Here is a 20,982-nt window from a genome sequence, read left to right as displayed (position 1 = left end):
GGTAGGGCGATGAACACCACCCGCTCCGGCCGCCCCGCCCTCACCCGCCCCGACGGCACTCCGCTGCGGGTCCTCGTCGTCGACGACGACCCGGATCTCGCGGAGGTGCTCTCGGGTGCCCTGCGCTACGAGGGCTGGCAGGTCCGCTCGGCAGGCGACGGCGCCTCCGCGCTGACCGAGGCGCGGGAGCTGATGCCGGACGCCGTCGTGCTGGACGTGATGCTGCCCGACACCGACGGCTTCGCCGTGCTGCGCTCCCTGCACACCGTGCAGCCCGACGTGTGCGTGCTCTTCCTCACCGCACGGGACGCGGTGGAGGACCGCATCGCAGGCATCACGGCGGGCGGCGACGACTACGTCACCAAGCCCTTCAGCCTGGAGGAGGTCGTCGCCCGGGTCCGCGGACTGTTGCGCCGCGCCGGCATGGCCCGCCAGCTGGACGAGGGCCCGCTGCTGACGGTGGGCGACCTGGTGATGGACGAGGAGGCCCGTGAGGTGACCCGGGCGGGCGAGCTGATCGAGCTGTCGCCCACCGAGTTCGAACTGCTCCGCTTCCTGATGCGCAACCCGCGCCGCGTGCTCAGCAAGGCACAGATCCTCGACCGCGTCTGGTCCTACGACTTCGGCGGCCGCGCCCACGTCGTCGAGCTGTACATCTCCTACCTGCGCAAGAAGGTGGACGCGGGCCGCGAGCCGATGATCCACACGGTGCGGGGGGCCGGGTACGTGCTCAAGCCGGTGGCGCCATGAGGGTGCAGTGGCGGCGCCTGCCGCGGCCACGGACGCTCCGGGCCCGGCTCACCGTCGGCCTGGTGGTGCTGCTGGCGGTCAGCTGCGCGGCGGTGGGCCTCGCCGCCGTGATCGAGCTGAACGGCTTTCTCACCAGCCGCCTCGACGAGCAGCTGCAGCAGACCGGGGACCGGTTCGCGGTGAGCCTCGAACACGGTGGCCGGTTGCCCGGCGACCACGACGCGGACGACCGCGGCGACGACCGCAGACAGGCCGCCGGCACCTTCGGCGCCCGCCTCGTCGACGGCTCGGCCACCAACGCCGCGGTCGTCAGGACCGGCGGAGTCGCCGACGTCACGCTGACGGCCAGGGACACCAGGCAGCTCGCCGCGGTCCCGGTCGACGGCAGAGGGCACAGCGTCCGGCTCTCCGGGCTGCACGGCTACCGGGTGACCGCGTCCGAGGGCCTCGACGGCGACGTCCTGATCACCGGGCTGCCCCTGGAGCCCGTGGAGGCCACCGTCCACCGCCTCGAACTGGTCGCCGGAATCGTCTTCGGTGCCGCCCTCACCCTCACCGGCGTCGCGGGCGCCCTCTGGGTGCGCTGGTCCCTCAGACCGCTGAGCCGGGTCGCCGCGACCGCCACCCGGGTCAGCGAACTCCCCCTGGCCAGCGGCGAGGTGGCCCTGCCGCCGCGCGCCCCCCAGTCCGACCCGCGCAGCGAGGTGGGCACGGTGGCCGCCGCCTTCAACCGCATGCTGGGTCACGTGGAGGACGCCCTCACCCATCGGCACGCCAGCGAGGAACGGCTGCGCAGCTTCGCCGCCGACGCCAGCCACGAGCTGCGCACCCCGGTCGCCTCCGTCCGCGGCCACGCGGAACTGGCCCTGCTCCATCCCGGCCCGGTACCGCCGGAGATCACCCGGGCCCTGGAGCGCATCGCCGCCGAGTCGTCCCGCATGGGCGAGATGGTCGACGAGATGCTGCTGCTGGCCCGCCTGGACGCGGGCCGCCCCCTGGAACGGCAACCCGTCGACCTCACCATGCTGGTCCTGGACGCCGTCACCGACGCCAGGGCCGCGGGCCCCGGGCACCGTTGGACCCTGGAGCTGCCGGAGGAACCGGTCACCGTGAACGGCGACGCCCACCGGCTGCAACAGGTGTTGGCCAACCTGTTGACCAACGCGCGAGTGCACACACCGGTCGGCACGAAGGTGACGGTGTCCCTCGAGACCGAGGGCACGACCGTCCTCCTCAAGGTCCACGACGACGGCCCGGGCGTCCCCGAGGAAATCCGGCCGGGCGTCTTCGAACGCTTCACCCGGGCCGAACACCGCCGCCGCAAGGACGCCCCCGGCGGCGGCGCGGGCCTGGGCCTGTCGATCGTGGCGGCGGTGGCGGAGGCACACGGGGGGAGTGTGAGCCTGGAGAGCGGAGCGGGCTCGACCACCTTCTCCGTACGGCTCAGTACCGTGTGATCGCCGTGCTTCCGCCCGCTGTTCCGACGGCGATGTGCGGCTTCTTCCCGGGAACCGCCCACCGGAGAATCGCCCGCATCGCGGACCTGGGCACGGACACACAACCCGCGGTGGCCCCACGCCCGTTGACATGCAGGAAGATGCCGGCGCCCCGCCCCCGTACGCGCTGGTGGTAGTTGAACCCGATGACGAACGCATACGCGTACTGCGTCGGGTACGAGGCGAGGTGCTCGGACTCGGACGCACGGCAGTCGGCCGGGCGCGGATCGGTCCAGCGGTTGTAGGCCGTCGAGGGGATGTCCTCGCACCACCACGAACTCTGCTTCACGGCGCGGTACGCGTATCGGGTCCCGTGCGGCGCGGCCGCGATGCCGAAGGCGTACGGCAGGTCGTACAGACCGGTCGGAGTCGTGTTCGTGTTCTGCCTGCGCGACTCCCCCTCCACGAGGCCCTTCGCCCCGAACCGCGCGGACGCCGAACCGGCCTTCACCCATCGGCCGCCCCGCAGGTCCCACCAGGTGACCGTGCCGGTCGTCGAGGCCGCCTTCGGGGCGACGGCGGTGATCAGCTGCGCACCGCCACCCGTGTCGGCCATCCGGGCGGGAAGCGGCGCGCCGGAGGCCGAGGAGGCCGGCACGGCACCGAGGACCAGGAGCGAGGCGCACACCAGGGCGCCGGCGACGAGAGCTGATCGCATGGCTCAGACCGTAGACGGGGGCAGCGGCAACGGCAGCCCGGGTAGGCCATCCAGGCTCGTGGCGATGTGCTCCTTCTTGGCGAAGTACTCGCCGAGCGAGGCGTCGTCCTCGCGCGCGAAGCGCTTGCCGTGCAGGTCACGGTCCTCGTCGTAGGTCATGAAGGGGACGGCGTAACCGCAGGTGTCGCGGACGAGTTCGGCCGTCACGAGGATGACCGCCCGTAGGCCGTGCGGGGTCGGGTCGATGTCCGGGAAATGGGTGAGCAGTTCCTTGAAGCGGGGGTCGTCGCGGAAGACGGGCTCTCCCCGCCCGTGCACCCGCACGATGTTCGGCGGGCCCTGGAAGGCGCACCACATCAGCGTGATACGCCCGTTCTCCCGCAGATGCGCGATCGTCTCCGCGTTGGATCCGGCGAAGTCCAGATAGGCCACGGTGAGTTCGTCGATCACCGCGAAGGAGCCCTTGAGGCCCTTGGGGGAGAGGTTGACCGTGCCGTCGCCGGAGAGGGGTGCGGTCGCGGTGAAGAAGAGGGGCTGCGCCTCGATGAACGTGCGCAGCCTGCCGTCTATGCGTTCATAAGTTTTTCCCACGTGTCACGATTATGGACGCAAACCTTTCGCCCGTCTAAGGAATTACGGGCTCCACTTGCCGGCCGTGGTCGCCCCGGCCGGCGCTGAATCGGGGCGACCACAGCACCTGTCACGCCCGTTACTTGGTGAGCGTGCAGGCGGCCAGGGAGTCGAGGCCGGTCGGCTTGGCGGCGGTGCGGCCGATGGAGATCGCGATGCGGTCGATGGTCGACTTCCGCTTGTCGGCCAGCGGGCCGAGGATCGCGTTCTGCACGAAGTTGGGGCCGCCCTGGCCGACCGTGCTCTGCAGTCGGTTGTTGGCCTCCTGGATCTGCGTCTGCAGCAGGGTGAGGTTGCGGGTGACCTCGGCCTGCGCGGAGGCGGGGATCGCCGGGAGCTTGGAGGCGACGTCCGGGCAGCTGATGGTGCCCGCGGCGGAGGCGCCGGAGCCGGCGTTGCCCGCGTTGGCGTTGCCCTTGTCGGCGTTGCCCGCGTTGGTGTTGCCCGCGTTCGCGTTCCCCTTGTTGGCGCCGCCCTTGTTGGCGTTGCCGGAGTTGGCACCGGCGTTCGCGCCACCGGCGTTCAGGGTGCACGGCGCCAGCGCGTCCAGGCCGGTCGGCTTGGCCGCCGTACGACCGATGGCGGTGGCGATGCGGTTGATCGTGGCCACCCGCTTGTCCTTGAGGGGTCCCAGGATCGCGTTCTGCACGAAGTTGGGGCCGCCCTGGCCGACCGTGCTCTGCAGTCGGTTGTTGGCCTCCTGGATCTGCGTCTGCAGCAGGGTGAGGTTGCGGGTGACCTCGGCCTGCGCCGAGGCGGGGATCGCCGGGAGCTTGGAGGCGACGTCCTGGCAGGCGATGGTGCCGGGGGACGCGGCCAGGGTCCGGGCGTTGGTCCCGCTGCTCTTGGACGGCGTCCCGGCGAGTGCGGAACCGGCGATCACCGCTCCGGACAGCGCCACCGCGGCAGCGCCGCCGATGATCGCGACGCGACGCTTGTTGTACTTCGGAAGAGCCCTGGACATGCGGATGCCTCACTTGGGTCAGGAGTGGGTGTACAGACGCGGCGCCGGCGTTCGGGGTGAAGTACGGGTAAGCGGTTTCGTTTGTTCAACGGTCTTTCAGAACTTCTCCACGCCTCCGCTCCCAGCCGAGCCGATTGACGAATCATGCAGAGCACTGCATACTCATGCAGGTCAGTGAACGCGGTGTGAGGAGACCCCCGTGACCGAGCGCGTCGTACTCGCCTACTCAGGCGGTCTGGACACCTCCGTCGCCATCGGCTGGATCGCCGAGGAGACGGGCGCCGAGGTCATCGCCGTCGCGGTCGACGTCGGCCAGGGCGGCGAGGACCTGGACGTCATCCGCAAGCGCGCCCTCGCCTGCGGCGCCGTCGAGGCCGAAGTCGCCGACGCCAAAGACGAGTTCGCCGAGGAGTACTGCCTCCCGGCGATCAAGGCCAACGCCCTCTACATGGACCGCTATCCGCTGGTCTCCGCGCTCTCCCGGCCGACGATCGTCAAGCACCTCGTCGCCGCCGCCCACAAGCACGGCGCCACCACGGTCGCCCACGGCTGCACCGGCAAGGGCAACGACCAGGTCCGCTTCGAGGCCGGCATCGTCGCCCTCGCCCCCGGCCTCAAGTGCATCGCCCCGGTCCGCGACTATGCGATGACTCGCGATAAGGCGATCGCGTTCTGCGAGCAGAAGCAGCTCCCCATCGCCACCACCAAGAAGTCCCCGTACTCCATCGACCAGAACGTCTTCGGACGCGCGGTCGAGACGGGCTTCCTGGAGGACATCTGGAACGCCCCGATCGAGGACATCTACGAGTACACCTCGAACCCGGCGACCCCGCGTGACGCCGACGAGGTGATCATCACCTTCGAGCAGGGCGTCCCGGTCGCGATCGACGGCAGGCCCGTCACCGTCCTCCAGGCGATCCAGCAGCTCAACGAGCGTGCCGGCGCCCAGGGCATCGGCCGCATCGACATGGTCGAGGACCGCCTCGTCGGCATCAAGTCCCGCGAGGTCTACGAGGCCCCGGGCGCGATCGCCCTCATCACGGCCCACCAGGAGTTGGAGAACGTCACCGTCGAGCGTGAACTCGCCCGGTACAAGCGGCAGGTGGAGCAGCGCTGGGGCGAACTCGTCTACGACGGCCAGTGGTTCTCCCCGCTCAAGCGCGCCCTCGACGGCTTCATCGACGAGGCGAACCGGCATGTGAACGGCGACATCCGCATGACCTTGCACGGCGGCCGGGCGGTCGTGACGGGCCGCCGCTCCAGCACGTCGCTCTACGACTTCGACCTCGCGACGTACGACACTGGTGACACCTTCGACCAGGCCGCGGCCAAGGGCTTCATCGACATCTACAGCCTGTCGTCGAAGATCGCAGCCAAGCGGGACCTCGCATAAGGCCAGACAGGCCCGGTCACATCCACACCCTCCCTAGGAGCAACGCAAGTGAGCAGCAACAGCGGTGACGTACGGCTCTGGGGCGCCCGTTTCGCCGACGGTCCCTCCGAGGCCCTGGCGAAGCTGTCCGCCTCCGTCCACTTCGACTGGCGGCTGGCGCCCTACGACATCGCCGGTTCGCGAGCCCACGCGCGCGTGCTGCACAAGGCGGGCCTGCTCACGGACGACGAGCTGACGCGCATGATCGCCGGGCTCGACCAGCTCGAGGCGGACGTGGCCGACGGCTCCTTCGTGGGCACGATCGCCGACGAGGACTGCCACACCGCGCTGGAGCGCGGTCTCCTGGAGCGCCTAGGGCCCGACCTCGGCGGCAAGCTCCGCGCGGGCCGCTCCCGCAACGACCAGGTGACGACCCTCTTCCGGATGTACCTCCGGGACCACGCCCGCACCATCGCCGGCCTGATCGCCGACCTGCAGGACGCCCTGGTCGGCCTGGCGGAGGCGCACCCGGAGGTGGCGATGCCCGGCCGTACCCACCTCCAGCACGCCCAGCCGGTCCTCTTCGCCCACCACGTCCTGGCCCACGCCCAGGCGCTGTCCCGGGACGCGGAGCGGCTGCGCCAGTGGGACGCGCGCACGGCGGTCTCGCCGTACGGCTCGGGCGCCCTCGCGGGCTCCTCCCTCGGCCTGGACCCGGAGGCGGTCGCCAAGGACCTCGGCTTCGAGCACGGCAGCGTCGGCAACTCCATCGACGGCACGGCCTCCCGCGACTACGTCGCCGAGTTCACCTTCATCACCGCGATGATCGGCGTCAACATCTCCCGGATCGCGGAGGAGATCATCCTCTGGAACACGAAGGAGTTCTCCTTCGTGACCCTGCACGACGCCTTCTCCACGGGTTCGTCGATCATGCCGCAGAAGAAGAACCCGGACATCGCCGAGCTGGCGCGTGGCAAGTCCGGCCGTCTGATCGGCAACCTGACAGGCCTCCTGGCCACGCTCAAGGCCCTGCCGCTCGCGTACAACCGCGATCTGCAGGAGGACAAGGAGCCGGTCTTCGACTCCGTCGACCAGCTGGAGCTGCTGCTCCCGGCCTTCACCGGCATGATGGCGACGCTCACCGTGCACCGCGAGCGCATGGAGGAGCTGGCCCCGGCCGGCTTCTCCCTCGCCACCGACATCGCCGAGTGGCTGGTCAAGAAGGGCGTCCCGTTCCGGGTGGCGCACGAGGTCGCGGGTGAGTGCGTGAAGGCCGCCGAGGCGGAGGGCAAGGAACTGGACGAGCTGACGGACGAGCAGTTCGCCAAGATCTCCGCCCATCTGACCCCCGAGGTGCGCACGGTCCTGAACGTGCCGGGCGCCCTGGCCTCCCGCAGCGGCCGTGGCGGCACGGCGCCCAGTGCGGTCGCCGTGCAGCTCGCGGAGGTCAAGGCGGATGTGGCGGCACAGCACGCATGGGCCACGGCCAAGCAGGCCTGACCGCCGCACCGCAGCGCACAGCAGGGCCCGGACAGCGCGTCCGGGCCCTTCGTGCTGCCCGGACCGCTTGGTAACAGATGAGATTCGGCCAGTGGCCGAAACCTTGACGCAGCTCTACTCGGAGGTAACCATTCCGGTTACCCGGTCGACAATGCCGAACGCCGGTCGATCGCAGCCGAGCATGAAAGGGACGTCATGCGCGCCCGAGGTACCAGAACAACAGCCCGCCTTCTCGCCGTCACCGCCATAGCCGCCTGGTGCGCCTTCGGTCTCACCGCCCCCGCGGGCGCCGCCGACACCCCACCGCCCGGCGCCAATGACTGGTCGTGCAAGCCGGACTCGGCCCATCCGCAGCCGGTGGTCCTGGTGAACGGCACCTTCAAGACCTCGTACGAGAACTGGCTGACCCTCTCGCCCGCGCTGGCGAACGCCGGTTACTGCGTCTTCTCCTTCGAGTACGGCGGCCTGGAGACCGCCCCGATCCCGGACTCGGCGGCCCAGCTGCGGGACTTCGTGAACGCCGTGCTCGGCGCGACCGGCGCGAAGAAAGTGGACATCGTCGGGCACAGCCAGGGCGGCATGATGCCCCGCTACTACGTGAAGTTCCTCGGCGGTGCGACCAAGGTCGACGACCTCGTCGGCATCGTGCCGTCCAACCACGGCACCACCAACCCCCTCGCCCTCGCGGCCGGCGCCACCGTCTGCGACTCCTGCGTCGACCAGACCGCCGGCTCGGACTTCCTGCACAAGCTCAACTCCGACCCGGAGACCCCGGTGGGCCCCGACTACACGGCGATCGCCACCAAGTACGACGAGGTCGTGGTGCCGTACACCAGCGCCTTCCTCAAGGGCCCGGGCTCGTACGTGACCAACGTCCTCCTCCAGGACCGCTGCCCGCTCGACACCACCGAGCACGACCAGGCACCCAAGTCGCCACTGGTCGAGCAGTGGGTCCTCAACGCCCTGGAACGCAAGGGACCGGCCGACCCCGCCTTCGTGCCGCACTGCGTCTGAGCAGGGCGGGCTGAACCGCAGGAGGCTGGGTAGATTGGTGCGAGATCCCCCTCCTGACGCGGGATCTCCTCCGCCGAACGTGCAGGGAGCCACCATGCCCTTCAGCCGCCTGGCCCACGCGACCACGCCCACCGCGCACATCGGACTGGGTCTCGCCGCCGTCGGCCGTCCGGGCTACATCAACCTCGGCCGGGAGGGCGACCTCCCGGCCGAGCGCACCGTTGACGCCCTGCGCCTGCGCACACACGAACTCCTCGACGCGGCCTACGCCCAGGGCGTCCGCTACTTCGACGTGGCCCGCTCCTACGGCCGCTCCGAGGAGTTCCTCGCCGACTGGTTGAACGCCCGCCCTTCCTTCGACGACATCGTGGTGGGCAGCAAATGGGGCTACACGTATACCGCCGACTGGACCACCGACGCCGAGAAGCACGAGGTCAAGGACCACAGCGTCCAGACCTACGAGCGCCAGCGCGCCGAGAGCGCCGAACTGCTCGGCGACCGCCTGGACCTCTACCAGATCCACTCGGTGACCCCGGACAGCCCGGCCCTCACCGACAAGGAACTCCACGCCAAGCTGGCGGAGGCGGCCGCCCAGGGCACCACCATCGGCTTCTCCACCAGCGGCCCCGCGCAGGCCGAGGCCATCCGCGCCGCCCTCGACGTGACGGTCGACGGCGAGCCCCTCTTCCGTACCGTCCAGTCGACGTACAACATCCTGGAGACCTCGGCCGGCCCCGCCCTCGCCGAGGCGCACGACGCCGGGCTCGCGGTGATCGTCAAGGAGGGCATGGCCAACGGCCGCCTCGCGGACCCCTATGCACCGGACGTCCTGAAGGCCGTAGCCGCAGAAACGTCTCTGGGCTGCGATGCGGTGGCGCTCGCCGTGATCCTGCGCCAGCCCTGGGCCGGGGTCGTGCTCTCCGGCGCTGCGACCGCCACCCAGCTCGCCTCCAATCTGCACGCGGCGGTCGTGGACCTGGACGAGGACCAGCTGGCCCGCCTGGCCGAACTCGTGGAGAAGCCGCAGGCGTACTGGGAGCGGCGCGGGCAGTTGCCCTGGCACTGAGATCCAGCGGGCCCCACCCCTTTCGTGAGACGCGTGCGCCCACAATGAGACATCAGTGTCTCACATGCGTTATTGTCGTCTCATGGCCGTCGACCGTGACCACGTGCTGCGCACCGCCGCAGCCCTGCTGACCCGCAAATCCACCGCGACCATGGACGAGGTCGCCAAGGCCGCCGGGATCAGCCGCGCCACGCTGCACCGCCACTTCGCGGGCCGTGACCCACTGGTACGGGCGCTGGAGGCGCTCGGCATCGCGGAGTGCGAGGCGGCGCTGGACGCCGCCCGGCTGGACGAGGGAACCGCGAGCGAGGCCGTGCGCAGGCTGGTGCGCGAGCTCCAGCCCGCCGCCGGACTGCTCGCCTTCCTGTACGGCGAGAGCCAGCTCTGGGAAACCGGCCAGGACGCGGGCTGGCAGCGGCTCGACGCCCGCATGGGCGCGCTGTTCGTGCGCGGACAGCAAGCGGGCGAGTTCCGTATCGATCTCACCCCCGTCTGGCTCACCGAGGCGCTCTACGGCCTGATCGCCTCATGCGCCTGGGCCATGCACGACGGCCGCGTCGCCCCCAAGGACTTCACCCATATGGTCGCCGAGCTGCTGCTCGGCGGCGCGCTACGGAGAGAGGAATCATGACCAGCACCCTGCAGCCGGCGACCGCGACCGAGGCGGTGAAGCGCCCTGGCCGCTGGCTGGCGCTGTCCGTCCTGGTGCTCGCCGTGCTGCTGGTGGCCGTCGACGCGACCGTCCTCGGTCTCGCGACCCCCTACATCAGCGAGGACCTCAAGCCCTCCGGCACCCAGCTCCTGTGGATCGGAGACGTCTACTCCTTCGTCATCGCGGGCCTGCTGGTGTCGATGGGCAGCCTCGGCGACCGAATAGGCCGCAAGCGGATCCTGCTCGGCGGCGCCACGGCCTTCGGCGCGATTTCGGTCCTCAACGCCTATGCGACGACACCGGAGTTGATGATCCTGGCCCGCGCCCTGCTCGGCGTCGCGGGCGCCACCCTCATGCCCGCCACCCTCGCCCTGATCCGCAACCTCTTCCACGACCCGCGCGAACGCAGCCTCGCGGTCGGCATCTGGGGCGCGACGGCTTCCGCGGGCACGGCCGTAGGCCCCATTGCGGGCGGCTTCCTGCTCGAACACTTCTGGTGGGGCTCGGTCTTCCTGATCAATCTCCCCGTGATGGTGGTCCTGGTTCTCGTCGGCATCCGCACCCTGCCCGAGTCCCGCAACCCGAACCCGGGCCCGTGGGACCTGACCAGCGTCGCCCTGTCACTGGTCGGTGTGATCGGCGTGGTCTACGCGGTCAAGGAGGCCGCGACCCACGGCTTCGAGTGGCCCACGCTCGCCGCGGGCGCACTGGGCGCGGCGGCGCTGTACCGGTTCATCCGCCGCCAGCTCACGCTCCCCACCCCGCTGCTGGACATGCGCCTGTTCCGCAACCGCGGCTTCAGCGCCGCGGTCCTGGCCGACCTGCTGACCATCCTCGGCCTGTCCGGCCTGGTCTTCTTCCTCTCCCAGTACCTGCAACTCGTCCAGGGCAGGCACCCGTTCGAGGCGGGCCTGGCCGAACTGCCCGCGGCGGTGGGCGCCGTGGCGGCCGGCCTGATCGCGGGCCGCGCGGCGCGTCGCTTCTCGGTACGGGTGGTCGTGGCGGGCGGCCTGGCAGCGGTGGGCCTCGCCCTGGCGGCGCTGACCGTCATCGACCAGTCGACCGGCTACCCGCTCCTCGGCACCGCGCTCCTCGTCGTGGGAGTGGGCGCCGGCTTCTCCTTCACGGTGACGGCCGACGTCATCCTCTCCTCCGTCCCGAAGGAACAGGCGGGCGCGGCCTCCGCCGTATCGGAAACGGCGTACGAACTGGGCGCGGCCCTCGGCATCGCGATCCTGGGCTCGATCGTGACGGGCGTCTACCGGGGTTTCGCGGCTCCGGCGGGAACGCCGGCAGGGGCGCACGAGTCACTGGGGGGCGCGGTAGAGGCGGCGGCCGGTATGCCGACGGATACGGCACAGACGATGCTGTCGTCCGCCCGAGAGGCTTTCGTCAACGGCCTGAGTGTGGCGTCAGGGGTAGGTGCAGCAGTCTTGCTCGCGACAGCCGCGGTCGCTTGGTTCCTACTGCGACGGCAGCGGCTTTAGGGGGCGCGGGAACTGCGCGACCAGCCCCCATGCACCCGCACTCGACAACGAACCGCTACGCAGCCTTGGCTTTGGTCGCGTACATGTCCACGTATTCCTGGCCCGACAGTCGCATGACCTCAGCCATCACCGAGTCGGTAACCGCCCGCAGCACATACCGATCCCGGTCCATCCCGTCGTACCGCGAGAACTCCATGGCCTCGCCGAAACGAACAGTGACGCGGCCCGGCCGGGGCATCCCCGCCCCGCCCGGCTGCAACTTGTCGGTGCCGATCATCGCGAAGGGAACGACAGGCGCCCCCGTCATCAGCGTCAGCCGCGCGATGCCGGTGCGCCCCCGGTACAGCCGACCGTCGGGCGACCGCGTGCCCTCGGGGTAGATCCCGAAGACCTTGCCCTCCTCCAGTACGCGGCGCCCCGTCATCAGCGCGGCCACCCCGCCCCGGCCGCCGTCGCGGTCCACCGGGATCATGCCGACGCCGGTGAAGAACCAGGCCATCAGCCGGCCCTTGAGGCTCTTGCCGGTGACGTACTCGTCCTTGCCGATGAAGAACACCTGGCGGTCGCAGACCAGCGGCAGGATCATCGAGTCGATGAAGGTCAGGTGGTTGCCGGCCAGGATGACCGGACCGTCGCCCGGGATGTGCTCCGCGCCCTCCACCCGTGGGCGGAACATCAGGCGCATGATCGGTCCGAGCACTGCCTTGATGAGCACGAAGCGGGACAACGGGCCCTCCGGTGTCAAGGGATATGAGTCTGTGCAGGTGAGGACGATACTCGCGGTCACCGGGGTCTTGCACATCGGGTTCACCGAGGTCTTACGCAGTGTTGACGCGGGTTTACCTGGGGTGACGCGCCGTTGCCGGCCGGTAACAGGCCGGAACGATGTGACGGACGACTCGCCGCCGAACGGGCGAGCGATACGACATCCCGAGTCACCCACGTGTTCCGTGCAACGCCTCCCTCGCGTCATGTCCACGCCCCTACGATCGGCGCGCCGACAGAACAGACCGAGCCGACGTCAGGGGAGGCGCTCATGGGAACGCAGGAGAACGAGCAGACAGGCGGCGCCGGACGACGGGCACTGCTCGGCGCGGCGGTACTCGGCGCGGGCGGAGCCGTACTCGGCCTGTCCGGTACGGCGAGAGCCGCGGGCGCCGGCTCCGCGCACGGCGGGCTGAAGAGCCTGCCCAAGCCGACGATCATCGGCCACCGCGGAGCCAGCGGCTACCGGCCCGAGCACACCTTCGGCTCCTACAACCTGGCCCTCGACCTGGGCGCCGACGTCGTCGAGGCCGGCGACCTGGTCCCCACCAAGGACGGCCATCTGGTGTGCCGGCACGAGCCGGAGATCGGCGGGACGACGAACGTCGCCGACCATCCCGAGTTCGCCGACCGCAGGACCACCAAGGTGCTGGACGGCGTCTCCACCACCGGCTGGTTCACCGAGGACTTCACCCTTGCGGAGCTGAAGACGCTGCGCGCGGTCGAGCGGATCCCGGCCAACCGCCCGCACAACACGATCTACAACGGCCGCTGGGAGATCCCCACCTTCGAAGAGGTCCTGAAGTGGCAGGACGAGCAGACCCGCAAGCGCGGCAAGCAGGTGTGGATCTACCCGGAGACCAAGCACCCCACCTACTTCCGCAAGCTGGGCCTCGGCCTGGAGGAGCGGGTCGCCAAGCTGCTGCACAAGTACGGCAAGGACCGGCGGAACTCGCCCGTCATCCTCCAGTCCTTCGAGCCGAGCAGCATCCAGCGCCTGAACAAGCTGGTCGACAACCCACTGGTGGTGCTCCTGTCCGCCGCCAACAGCCGCCCCTGGGACTTCGTCGAGGCGGGCGACCCGCGCACCGTCGCCGACCTGATCACCCCGAAGGGCCTCAGGGAGATAGCCGGTTACGCGCAGGGCCTCGGCCCGACCCTCGACCTGATCATCACCAAGAAGGCGGACGGCAGCCTCGACAAGCCGACCACCCTCGTCTCCGACGCGCACAAGGTCGGCCTGATCCTGCACCCGTACACCATGCGCAACGAGAACCCGTTCCTGCCGGCGGAGTACCGCAAGGGCACGGCCGCGGACGCGTACGGCGACCCCTTCGGAGCCTTCAGGACGTACTTCGCCACCGGCATCGACGGCGTCTTCACGGACAACGCCGACACCGGCGTGCTGGCCCGCGAGGACTTCGTCAACGGCTGAGCCCCCGACCCCGGTTGGGGTGAATCGTCGGCCGTCCGGGCAACTGGGCCCCGGGCGGCCGCGTCGAACCGCATATGACGCACGACCTGGTTGCCGCTCTGCGCCCGCTGCTCACCGCCGAGGCCTCGGCCGAGGCACATGCCTCCGGGGCCGAGCCCGGCGACCTGGAACAGGCGGTCTGGCTCCGCCTCCTGGAACACCTCCAGGCGGACGGCCCGCCCTCCGACCCCCAGCGCTGGCTGCGCAGCGCCGTCCGCTCCGAGGTGCGTCGCACCCGCCGTAGGAGCCGACACGAACGGCCGTACGGCATCGAGCCGGCCGACGACGTCGACCGCGACCCCGAGCAGCTGGCCCTCGATGCGGCCCGCGGCAGGGCCCTGCGGGAGGCCGTCCGCCGTCTGCCCGGCCGCTGCCCCAGCCTGGTGGAGGCCCTGCTGTCCCCGAAGGACCTGACATACCGGGAAATCGCGGGGGAGTTGGGTATCTCACAGGGCAGTCTCGGCCCGGAACGTTCCAGATGCCTGGGTTGTCTCCGTCGTTTGCTCTCGCCGGAGGTTGCGGCCCGCGAACCGCGGGGATAGGAGTGAGGGACAACGTGGCGATCAGGTGAGCGGGAGGCGTGCGCACATGGGCATGAGCGTGACCATCTCGGTGGCGACCGAGCAGGATGCAGAGCAGATCTTCAGGCTCCAGTACCTGTGCTTCCAGAGCGAGGCGGCGCTGTACGGCAACTACCGCATCGACCCGCTCGTCCAGAGCCTGGACTCGGTGCGCCAGGAGGTGGCCGCCGACTGCGTCTATGTGGCGCGGCTCGGCGAGGAGGTCGTCGGCTCGGTCCGCGGCCGCGTCACCGAGGACGGCTCCGCCTCCATCGGCAAGCTCTGCGTCCACCCCCGTCTGCAGGGCCACGGCATCGGCGCGCGGCTGCTGCGCGCGGCCGAGTCGGCGCTGGCGGAGGAGCGCGGCGCCAAGGTGTTCCGCCTCCACACCGGCCACCGCAGCGAGGGCAACCTGCGGCTCTACCGCCGGGTGGGCTACCAGGCCGTGGGCACCTCGCAGGGCAGCGACGGGGTGCCCATGATCGTGCTGGAGAAGCCGGCCGAGGCGTACGTGGCTACTGCGTGACGGCGCGGTTCCTGCGCAGCCAGTACAGCGCGGACAGCGGCAGCAGTACGGGGATGAAGACGTACCCCATGCCGTAGTCCGACCACACCGTCGCGTCCGGGAAGGCGGAGGGCTCGACCAGGGTCCAGGTACCGACGACCAGCACACCCGCGAGTTCGGCGGCGCAGCACACCTGTGCCGCCTTGCGGGCGGTTTCGCCGCCGCGTACCAGTGAGTACGTGATGAAGCCGTAGACGACACCCGCGACGGCGGACAGCGAGTAGGCGAGCGGTGCCCGGTCGAACTCGGTCGCGATCTGGTAGACGGACCGTGACACGGCGCCGACGACCATCACGCCGTAGAACCAGACCAGCAGCATCCCCGGCCCGCCGATCAGCCGCGTCCTCGTGGGCTTCTCCTGCACCGAGGTCACCTCAGCCTCCCCAGATGTCGTAGAGCCGCACTTCGAGAACGGCCAGGACGATACCGCCGGCGGCCACCGTCACCGAACCCCAACGGGTGCGCTCCGCCAGGGACATGAACCCCGCCGCCGGCACACAGGCGAACGCGCCCAGCAGATACGCCACGAAGATCGTCGTGCCCTGCTCCGGCTTCTCGCCCCGCGCCAGCTGCACGATCCCGATCACCAGCTGCACCACGGCCAGCAGCGACACCACGGCCATGCCGATGAAGTGCCAGTCCTTCGTCGGCTCGTCTCGATAGGCGGCCCAGCCGCACCAGGCGGCGAGCAGCAGCGCGGCGACACCGGTCACCAGCGTCAGGGCATCAAGCATGCAGCGACCTTATTACGGCCCAAAAGACCTGCCGCGCCCGGCCCGGGCGGTCCCTGTGCGGCCGATGCCTGTCCATCACTGTCCGCCATGTGGACAGCGGGTTCTCGGTCGCTCCGATACGTCTGCTTTACTGATCGCATGACCACGACGAGCTGCCGCACCCTTGCGACCGAGGCGACCATGACGCCCGGTGCTCGTTGTATGTGTCGAATGCGCGCCTTCTAGAGGGCCCCCTGCACCACCTCTGAGCCTCGCGCCCCGAAGCGAGCCGCCGTGGCATGTCCGTACGCATTCCGCCGTATGTGACCGAGCCCGCCGCGCATGACTTTCCCTTCCGTACCAGGGCACACCCACGCCCGCGTACTCGACAGTGACGGAAATCCAGTGATCACGACTTCAGGCCTGACCAAGGTCTACCGCTCACGCGGCCGTGAGGTCACCGCCCTGGACGGCGTAGACCTGCATGTCCGCGAAGGCGAGGTGTACGGCGTCATCGGCCAGTCCGGCGCCGGCAAGTCCTCCCTCATCCGCTGCGTCAACCTGCTGGAGCGGCCCACCGCCGGGACGGTGACCGTCGCCGGGCAGGAGCTCACCGCCCTCGCGGGGCGCGGACCCCGCGCCGGCAAGGAGCTCCGCCGGGCACGCAGCCGTATCGGCATGGTCTTCCAGCACTTCAACCTGCTGTCCACGCGCACCGTCCAGGACAATGTCGAGCTGCCGCTGGAGATCCTCGGCAGGTCCGGCAAGGAGCGCTCCCGCAAGGCACTCGAGCTGCTTGACCTGGTGGGCCTCGCGGACAAGGCGAAGGCCTACCCCGCCCAGCTCTCCGGCGGCCAGAAGCAGCGCGTCGGCATCGCCCGCGCCCTGGCCGGCGACCCGAAGGTGCTGCTCTCCGACGAGGCGACCAGCGCCCTCGACCCGGAGACCACCCGCTCCATCCTCCAGTTGCTGCGCGACCTGAACCGGCAGCTCGGCCTGACCGTTCTGCTCATCACCCACGAGATGGACGTCGTGAAGTCGATCTGCGACTCGGCCGCCCTGATGGAGAAGGGCCGCATCGTCGAGTCCGGGACGGTGAGTGAACTGCTCGCGACCTCCGGCTCGGAGCTGGCCTCCGCGCTCTTCCCGGTGAACGGCGAGGCCACCGGCGACGACCGCACCGTCGTCGACGTCACCTTCCAGGGCGAGGCTGCCACCCAGCCCGTCATCTCGCAGCTCTCGCGCACCTACAACATCGACATCTCGATCCTGGGCGCCGCCATCGACACCGTCGGCGGACTGCAGGTCGGCCGGATGCGCATCGAACTGCCCGGCCGCTACGAGGACAACGTCGTGCCGATCGGCTTCCTGCGCGAACAGGGCCTGCAGATCGAGGTGCTGGGCCAGGAGCCCGTGCTGCTGAAGGAAGGTGCCCAGCTGTGACCTGGACGGAAGTGCAGCCGCTGCTGTCGCAGGCGTGTTGGGACACCCTCTACATGGTCGGCTGGTCCACGCTGATCGCCGTCGTCGGCGGGCTCCCGCTCGGCATCCTGCTCGTGCTCACGGACCGGGGCGGACTGCTGCAGAACGTCCTGGCCAGCAAGGTCCTCGGGCAGATCGTGAACGTCGCCCGCTCGATGCCGTTCATCATCCTCATGGTCGCGCTGATGACCTTCACCCGCTGGATCACCGGCACGACCATCGGCCGCGAGGCCGCCATCGTGCCGCTCGCCATCGGGGCCATCCCCTTCTTCGCGCGCCTTGTCGAGACGGCTGTCCGCGAAGTGGACGGCGGGCTGGTCGAGGCCGTGCAGTCGATGGGCGGCAACACCTGGACCGTCGTCCGCAAGGTCCTCGTCCCCGAGTCGCTGCCCTCGCTGATCTCCAGCACCACCACCACGATCGTCGCCCTCATCGGCTACTCCGCCATGGCCGGCACGGTCGGCGCCGGCGGTCTCGGCGACATCGCCATCCGCTACGGCTACCAGCGCTTCGAGACCGAACTCATGTGGATCACCGTGGCGATTCTCGCCGTCGTGATCTCGGTCATCCAGTTCGCCGGCGACTACGCGGCCCGCTCGCTCCACGGACGGGGCGGCCGGTCCGGCCCGGCGCCGAAGCTGCGCCTGCTGAAGGCCAAGGAGCCCGCCTCGGCCGACGTCGGCCACGCCGCGTAAGCACCCCACAGACTCCCCGCACCACCAACCGCGGGGTCGCTCCACCCATAAGGAAAGGCACTTTTCGTGCGTAACACCGCAAAGCTCAGCACTGCCGTCCTCGCCGCCGGAGCCCTCACCTTCGGGCTCACCGCCTGCGGCTCGGGCACCGACTCCGCCTCGAGCTCCTCCGACTACAGCGGACCGCTGATCGTCGCCGCGAGCCCGACCCCGCACGCCGAGATCCTGGACTTCGTCAAGAAGAACCTGGCGAAGAAGGCCGGACTCGACCTGCAGGTCAAGGAGTTCCAGGACTACATCGTCCCGAACACCGCGACCGAGGACGGCTCGGTGGACGCCAACTACTTCCAGAACCAGCCGTACCTCGACGACTTCAACAAGAAGCGCGGCACCCACATCGTGCCCGTCGTCACCGTGCACCTGGAGCCGCTCGGCCTCTACTCCCACAAGGTCAAGAAGGCCGACGCGCTGAAGAGCGGCGCGACGATCGCCGTCCCGAACGACGCCGTGAACGAGGCGCGCGCCCTCAAGCTGCTCGCCGCCAACGGCCTCATCACGCTCAAGGACGGCGCCGGCAGCGAAGCGACCCCCCAGGACATCGCCAAGAACCCGAAGAACCTCAAGTTCAAGGAGGTCGAGGCGGCCCAGACCGCGCGCTCCCTGGACGACGTGGACGCCGCGGTCGTCAACGGCAACTACGCCATCTCCGCGGGCATCAAGCCCGCCAAGGAGGCCCTCGTCCTGGAGTCCGCGAAGAACAGCCCCTACGGCAACTTCCTCGCGGTGAAGAAGGGCAACGAGAAGGACCCGCGGGTGAAGAAGCTCGCCAAGCTGCTCACCTCGCCCGAGGTGAAGAAGTTCATCGAGGACAAGTACCAGGGCTCGGTCATCCCGTCCTTCTGAGCCTTCTCCCGAGGCACGTATACGGCGTATCGCCACGCACGGGGTCCACTCGCTCACCGCGGGTGGACCCCGTGGTGCAGTTCAGCGCCTCGATGCTGCATGCTGGGCAGTTCAGCAGGCCCTGAAGTTTTCCGAAGGTTACGGAGTGGCGCATGACTAGCACCTTCCCCAACATCTCCATCAGCACGGAGCGGTTGGTGCTGCGGCCCCTCGACGAGGACGACGTGAACGGGCTTGCCGAGATGATGAACGACGAGCAGGTCGGCGCCTGGACCGACGTCCCCCAGCCCTTCACCGAGGACCAGGCCCGCCACTGGATCACCGAGTACGCCCCGACCGAGCGGGCGGCGGGCCGCGGACTCGATCTCGCCGTCACCGAGTTCCTCACCCAGCGCCTGGTCGGCATCGTCCAGCTCGCCAAGACCAACTGGCAGGTGCGGTCCACCGAGCTGTCGTACATCATCGCCCCGTGGGCGCGCGGCGAGGGCTACGCCTCGGAGGCCGCCCTCGCCACCGCACAATGGCTCTTCGGCGACCAGAAGTTGGAGCGCATCGAGCTGCGCACGGCCGCCGACAACACCGCCTCCCAGCAGGTCGCCCAGAAGATCGGCTGTATCAGCGAGGGCGTCCTGCGCAACGCCTGCATAGCCCACGTCCGCGCCGAGGACGGCACCTGGAGCGACGTACGCACCGACTTCATCGTGTGGAGCCTGCTGCCGGAGGACCTCGACGGCGCGGGCGAGGAACTGGCCGACAACGGCGGTTTCACGACCTTCACCGACTGGAACTGAAAACCGACCGGAACTGGAACCTGGGGGCTCGAGGGCCCACACCTGAGACCAGGTACCCTCACGGAGCCCGACCTGCGCAAAACCCCTGGAGACCGACGACGATGGCCGACCGTGTCACGGTGATCGGCTGGGACGGCTCGCCCCTGACCGCCGCGGCCCGCTCCGCCCTGGGCGCCGCCACGCTGGTGGCCGGTGCCGCCCACCACCTGGCGCTCCCCGAAGTGCCGCCCCGCGCCGAGCGCATCCGCCTCGGCAGCGTCGCACTCGCCGCCCGCCGCATCGCCGGCCACCGCGGCACCGCGGTCGTCCTGGCCGACGGCGACCCCGGCTTCTTCGGCGTCGTACGAACCCTGCGCGCACCCGAGTTCGGCCTTGAGGTCGAGGTCGTCCCCGCCGTCTCCTCCGTGGCCGCGGCCTTCGCCCGCGCCGGTATGCCCTGGGACGACGCCCAAGTGGTCGTCGCACACCGCCGCACCCTGCGACGCGCGGTGAATGTGTGCCGCGCCCACACCAAAGTCGCCGTCCTCACCTCACCGGGTGCGGGCCCCGCCGAACTCGGCCTGCTCCTCGAAGGTGTCCACCGCACCTTCGTCATCTGCGAGGAACTCGGCACCGAACGCGAACAGGTCACCGTCGTCACCTCCGACAAGGCCCCCGACCACACCTGGCGCGACCCGAACGTCGTCATCGTCATCGGCGGACCCGCCGGGCCGGGCGTCTCCGAGGGCGGCGGCTGGCTGTCCGGCCGCGACCCGGCAGCCGGACCGCGCGGCTGGACCCAGCCCGCCGAGGCCTACGACGGCCCGCTAGGCGAGGGCGAGACGGATCTGCTGCGCGCCGCCCAACTCGCCCGGCTCGGCCCGCGGGTGGGGGACCTCGTCTGGGACATCGGCTGCGGCAGCGGCGCCTTCGCGACCGAGGCCGCACGCGCCGGGGCCGCCGTGATCGCCGTCGACCGTGCCCTGGAGGCCTGTGCCCGCACGGACGCCGCCGCCCGGCACTTCGGCGTCCAGCTGCAGATCGTGCAGGGCACGGCCCCGCACGTCCTGGAGAACCTCCCCGAGCCGGACGTCGTCCGGGTCGGCGGCGGGGGAGCGGCCGTGGTCTCCGCGGTCGCCGACCGCCGCCCGCAGCGCATCGTCACCCACGCCGCGACCCGCGACGCGGCCGAACTCGTCGGCCGGGACCTCACCGAGCACGGCTACCAGGTCGAGTGCGCCCTGATCCAGTCCGTCGAACTCGACACCAGGGCCTGGACGGAGACGGAGCGGAGCGTTGCGTTCCTGCTCAGTGGCACGCTCCCGGGGCGCGCATCGTGACCCTGGCGCCGTCCCAGTGATCCTGGTTTCTGCCGTCCCGGTGATCCTGTAGTCGTACCGCTCGCGGTAGGCTGGCCGACCGTTGTACCGCACCAGGTGGCCCGGAACTTCGTTCGTCAATGTCCG

22 protein-coding genes are annotated in these 20,982 nt (G+C 70.1%); 16 read left to right on the top strand and 6 right to left on the bottom strand.

Going from position 1 to position 20,982, the window contains the following annotated elements; genetic code table 11:
* Positions 1-9: 9 nt before the first annotated feature.
* On the top strand, positions 10-750 hold the full coding sequence (locus ACIBW9_RS28380) for a response regulator transcription factor (RefSeq protein WP_398959781.1): 741 nt from the start codon (positions 10-12) through the stop codon (positions 748-750).
* On the top strand, positions 747-2,207 hold the full coding sequence (locus ACIBW9_RS28375; RefSeq protein ID WP_398959779.1) for a sensor histidine kinase: 1,461 nt from the start codon (positions 747-749) through the stop codon (positions 2,205-2,207). The genes ACIBW9_RS28380 and ACIBW9_RS28375 overlap by 4 nt, the downstream gene beginning before the upstream one ends.
* On the opposite strand, the gene ACIBW9_RS28370 is transcribed toward ACIBW9_RS28375, so the two are convergent.
* From ACIBW9_RS28370 to ACIBW9_RS28360, 3 genes are all read right to left on the bottom strand, one after another.
* A complete protein-coding gene (locus ACIBW9_RS28370) occupies positions 2,194-2,904 on the bottom strand; it encodes a L,D-transpeptidase (RefSeq protein ID WP_398959777.1) in 711 nt (236 codons plus the stop codon). The two genes, ACIBW9_RS28375 and ACIBW9_RS28370, sit on opposite strands and share 14 nt — an antisense overlap.
* A gap of 3 nt (positions 2,905-2,907) precedes the next feature.
* Entirely contained in the window at positions 2,908-3,495 is a 588-nt protein-coding gene (locus tag ACIBW9_RS28365; RefSeq protein WP_344405681.1) for a pyridoxamine 5'-phosphate oxidase family protein, read from the bottom strand.
* 118 nt (positions 3,496-3,613) lie between these two features.
* Positions 3,614-4,498 carry a hypothetical protein gene (locus tag ACIBW9_RS28360; protein ID WP_398959775.1) on the bottom strand — a complete coding sequence of 295 codons (885 nt, stop codon included), beginning with the start codon at positions 4,496-4,498 and terminating at the stop codon, positions 3,614-3,616.
* Between the two features lie 199 nt (positions 4,499-4,697).
* Between ACIBW9_RS28360 and ACIBW9_RS28355 the strand changes: the two genes are divergently transcribed.
* The 6 genes from ACIBW9_RS28355 to ACIBW9_RS28330 all read left to right on the top strand — a co-directional run bounded on the left by ACIBW9_RS28355 (position 4,698) and on the right by ACIBW9_RS28330 (position 11,589).
* On the top strand, positions 4,698-5,891 hold the full coding sequence (locus ACIBW9_RS28355) for an argininosuccinate synthase (protein WP_398959773.1): 1,194 nt from the start codon (positions 4,698-4,700) through the stop codon (positions 5,889-5,891).
* A 48-nt stretch (positions 5,892-5,939) separates the two neighbouring features.
* Positions 5,940-7,370 carry an argininosuccinate lyase gene (gene argH, locus ACIBW9_RS28350; RefSeq protein WP_398959771.1) on the top strand — a complete coding sequence of 477 codons (1,431 nt, stop codon included), beginning with the start codon at positions 5,940-5,942 and terminating at the stop codon, positions 7,368-7,370.
* Between the two features lie 195 nt (positions 7,371-7,565).
* On the top strand, positions 7,566-8,384 hold the full coding sequence (locus tag ACIBW9_RS28345; protein WP_398959769.1) for an alpha/beta fold hydrolase: 819 nt from the start codon (positions 7,566-7,568) through the stop codon (positions 8,382-8,384).
* A gap of 94 nt (positions 8,385-8,478) precedes the next feature.
* Entirely contained in the window at positions 8,479-9,450 is a 972-nt protein-coding gene (locus ACIBW9_RS28340; RefSeq protein ID WP_398959767.1) for an aldo/keto reductase, read from the top strand.
* Positions 9,451-9,532: 82 nt separating this feature from the next.
* A complete protein-coding gene (locus tag ACIBW9_RS28335; RefSeq protein ID WP_398959765.1) occupies positions 9,533-10,081 on the top strand; it encodes a TetR/AcrR family transcriptional regulator in 549 nt (182 codons plus the stop codon).
* Positions 10,078-11,589, top strand: coding sequence for an MFS transporter (locus ACIBW9_RS28330; protein WP_398959763.1), 1,512 nt, complete (start codon positions 10,078-10,080; stop codon positions 11,587-11,589). The genes ACIBW9_RS28335 and ACIBW9_RS28330 overlap by 4 nt, the downstream gene beginning before the upstream one ends.
* Before the next feature lie 55 nt (positions 11,590-11,644).
* On the opposite strand, the gene ACIBW9_RS28325 is transcribed toward ACIBW9_RS28330, so the two are convergent.
* Positions 11,645-12,391, bottom strand: a complete 747-nt coding sequence (locus tag ACIBW9_RS28325; RefSeq protein ID WP_398959761.1) for a lysophospholipid acyltransferase family protein — start codon at positions 12,389-12,391, stop codon at positions 11,645-11,647.
* Between the two features lie 234 nt (positions 12,392-12,625).
* On the opposite strand from ACIBW9_RS28325, the gene ACIBW9_RS28320 reads away from it, so the two are divergent.
* The 3 genes from ACIBW9_RS28320 to ACIBW9_RS28310 all read left to right on the top strand — a co-directional run bounded on the left by ACIBW9_RS28320 (position 12,626) and on the right by ACIBW9_RS28310 (position 14,914).
* Positions 12,626-13,789 (top strand): glycerophosphodiester phosphodiesterase, encoded by a 1,164-nt coding sequence (locus tag ACIBW9_RS28320; protein WP_398959759.1) that lies wholly within the window; start codon positions 12,626-12,628, stop codon positions 13,787-13,789.
* A gap of 74 nt (positions 13,790-13,863) precedes the next feature.
* Positions 13,864-14,370, top strand: a complete 507-nt coding sequence (locus ACIBW9_RS28315) for an RNA polymerase sigma factor (protein WP_398959757.1) — start codon at positions 13,864-13,866, stop codon at positions 14,368-14,370.
* Positions 14,371-14,416: 46 nt separating this feature from the next.
* Positions 14,417-14,914 (top strand): GNAT family N-acetyltransferase, encoded by a 498-nt coding sequence (locus ACIBW9_RS28310; protein ID WP_351466450.1) that lies wholly within the window; start codon positions 14,417-14,419, stop codon positions 14,912-14,914.
* Here the strand turns inward: ACIBW9_RS28310 and ACIBW9_RS28305 are convergent.
* Positions 14,904-15,326: a hypothetical protein gene (locus tag ACIBW9_RS28305; protein WP_115909283.1), complete on the bottom strand. Its 423-nt coding sequence runs from the start codon at positions 15,324-15,326 to the stop codon at positions 14,904-14,906. The two genes, ACIBW9_RS28310 and ACIBW9_RS28305, sit on opposite strands and share 11 nt — an antisense overlap.
* 1 nt (position 15,327) lies before the next feature.
* Positions 15,328-15,687 carry a hypothetical protein gene (locus ACIBW9_RS28300; protein WP_398959754.1) on the bottom strand — a complete coding sequence of 120 codons (360 nt, stop codon included), beginning with the start codon at positions 15,685-15,687 and terminating at the stop codon, positions 15,328-15,330.
* Positions 15,688-16,071: 384 nt separating this feature from the next.
* On the opposite strand from ACIBW9_RS28300, the gene ACIBW9_RS28295 reads away from it, so the two are divergent.
* The 5 genes from ACIBW9_RS28295 (at position 16,072) to cbiE (ending at position 20,856) form a co-directional block, all read left to right on the top strand.
* The gene (locus ACIBW9_RS28295) at positions 16,072-17,109 is read left to right on the top strand and encodes a methionine ABC transporter ATP-binding protein (RefSeq protein WP_398959752.1); all 1,038 of its coding nucleotides are present in this window, start codon (positions 16,072-16,074) and stop codon (positions 17,107-17,109) included.
* The gene (locus tag ACIBW9_RS28290; RefSeq protein ID WP_398959751.1) at positions 17,106-17,843 is read left to right on the top strand and encodes a methionine ABC transporter permease; all 738 of its coding nucleotides are present in this window, start codon (positions 17,106-17,108) and stop codon (positions 17,841-17,843) included. Before ACIBW9_RS28295 ends, ACIBW9_RS28290 begins: the two co-directional genes overlap by 4 nt.
* Before the next feature lie 66 nt (positions 17,844-17,909).
* On the top strand, positions 17,910-18,746 hold the full coding sequence (locus ACIBW9_RS28285; protein WP_398959749.1) for a MetQ/NlpA family ABC transporter substrate-binding protein: 837 nt from the start codon (positions 17,910-17,912) through the stop codon (positions 18,744-18,746).
* Positions 18,747-18,898: 152 nt separating this feature from the next.
* Positions 18,899-19,537, top strand: coding sequence for a GNAT family N-acetyltransferase (locus ACIBW9_RS28280; RefSeq protein WP_398959747.1), 639 nt, complete (start codon positions 18,899-18,901; stop codon positions 19,535-19,537).
* 101 nt (positions 19,538-19,638) lie between these two features.
* Complete coding sequence (cbiE, locus tag ACIBW9_RS28275) at positions 19,639-20,856, top strand: precorrin-6y C5,15-methyltransferase (decarboxylating) subunit CbiE (protein WP_398959745.1); 1,218 nt, start codon at positions 19,639-19,641, stop codon at positions 20,854-20,856.
* The last annotated feature ends 126 nt before the right edge of the window (positions 20,857-20,982 follow it).

This window comes from Streptomyces sp. NPDC049541 (assembly GCF_044465725.1).
In the GTDB taxonomy this organism is placed as follows: domain Bacteria; phylum Actinomycetota; class Actinomycetes; order Streptomycetales; family Streptomycetaceae; genus Streptomyces.
This window is presented reverse-complemented; position numbering and strand designations above follow the sequence as displayed.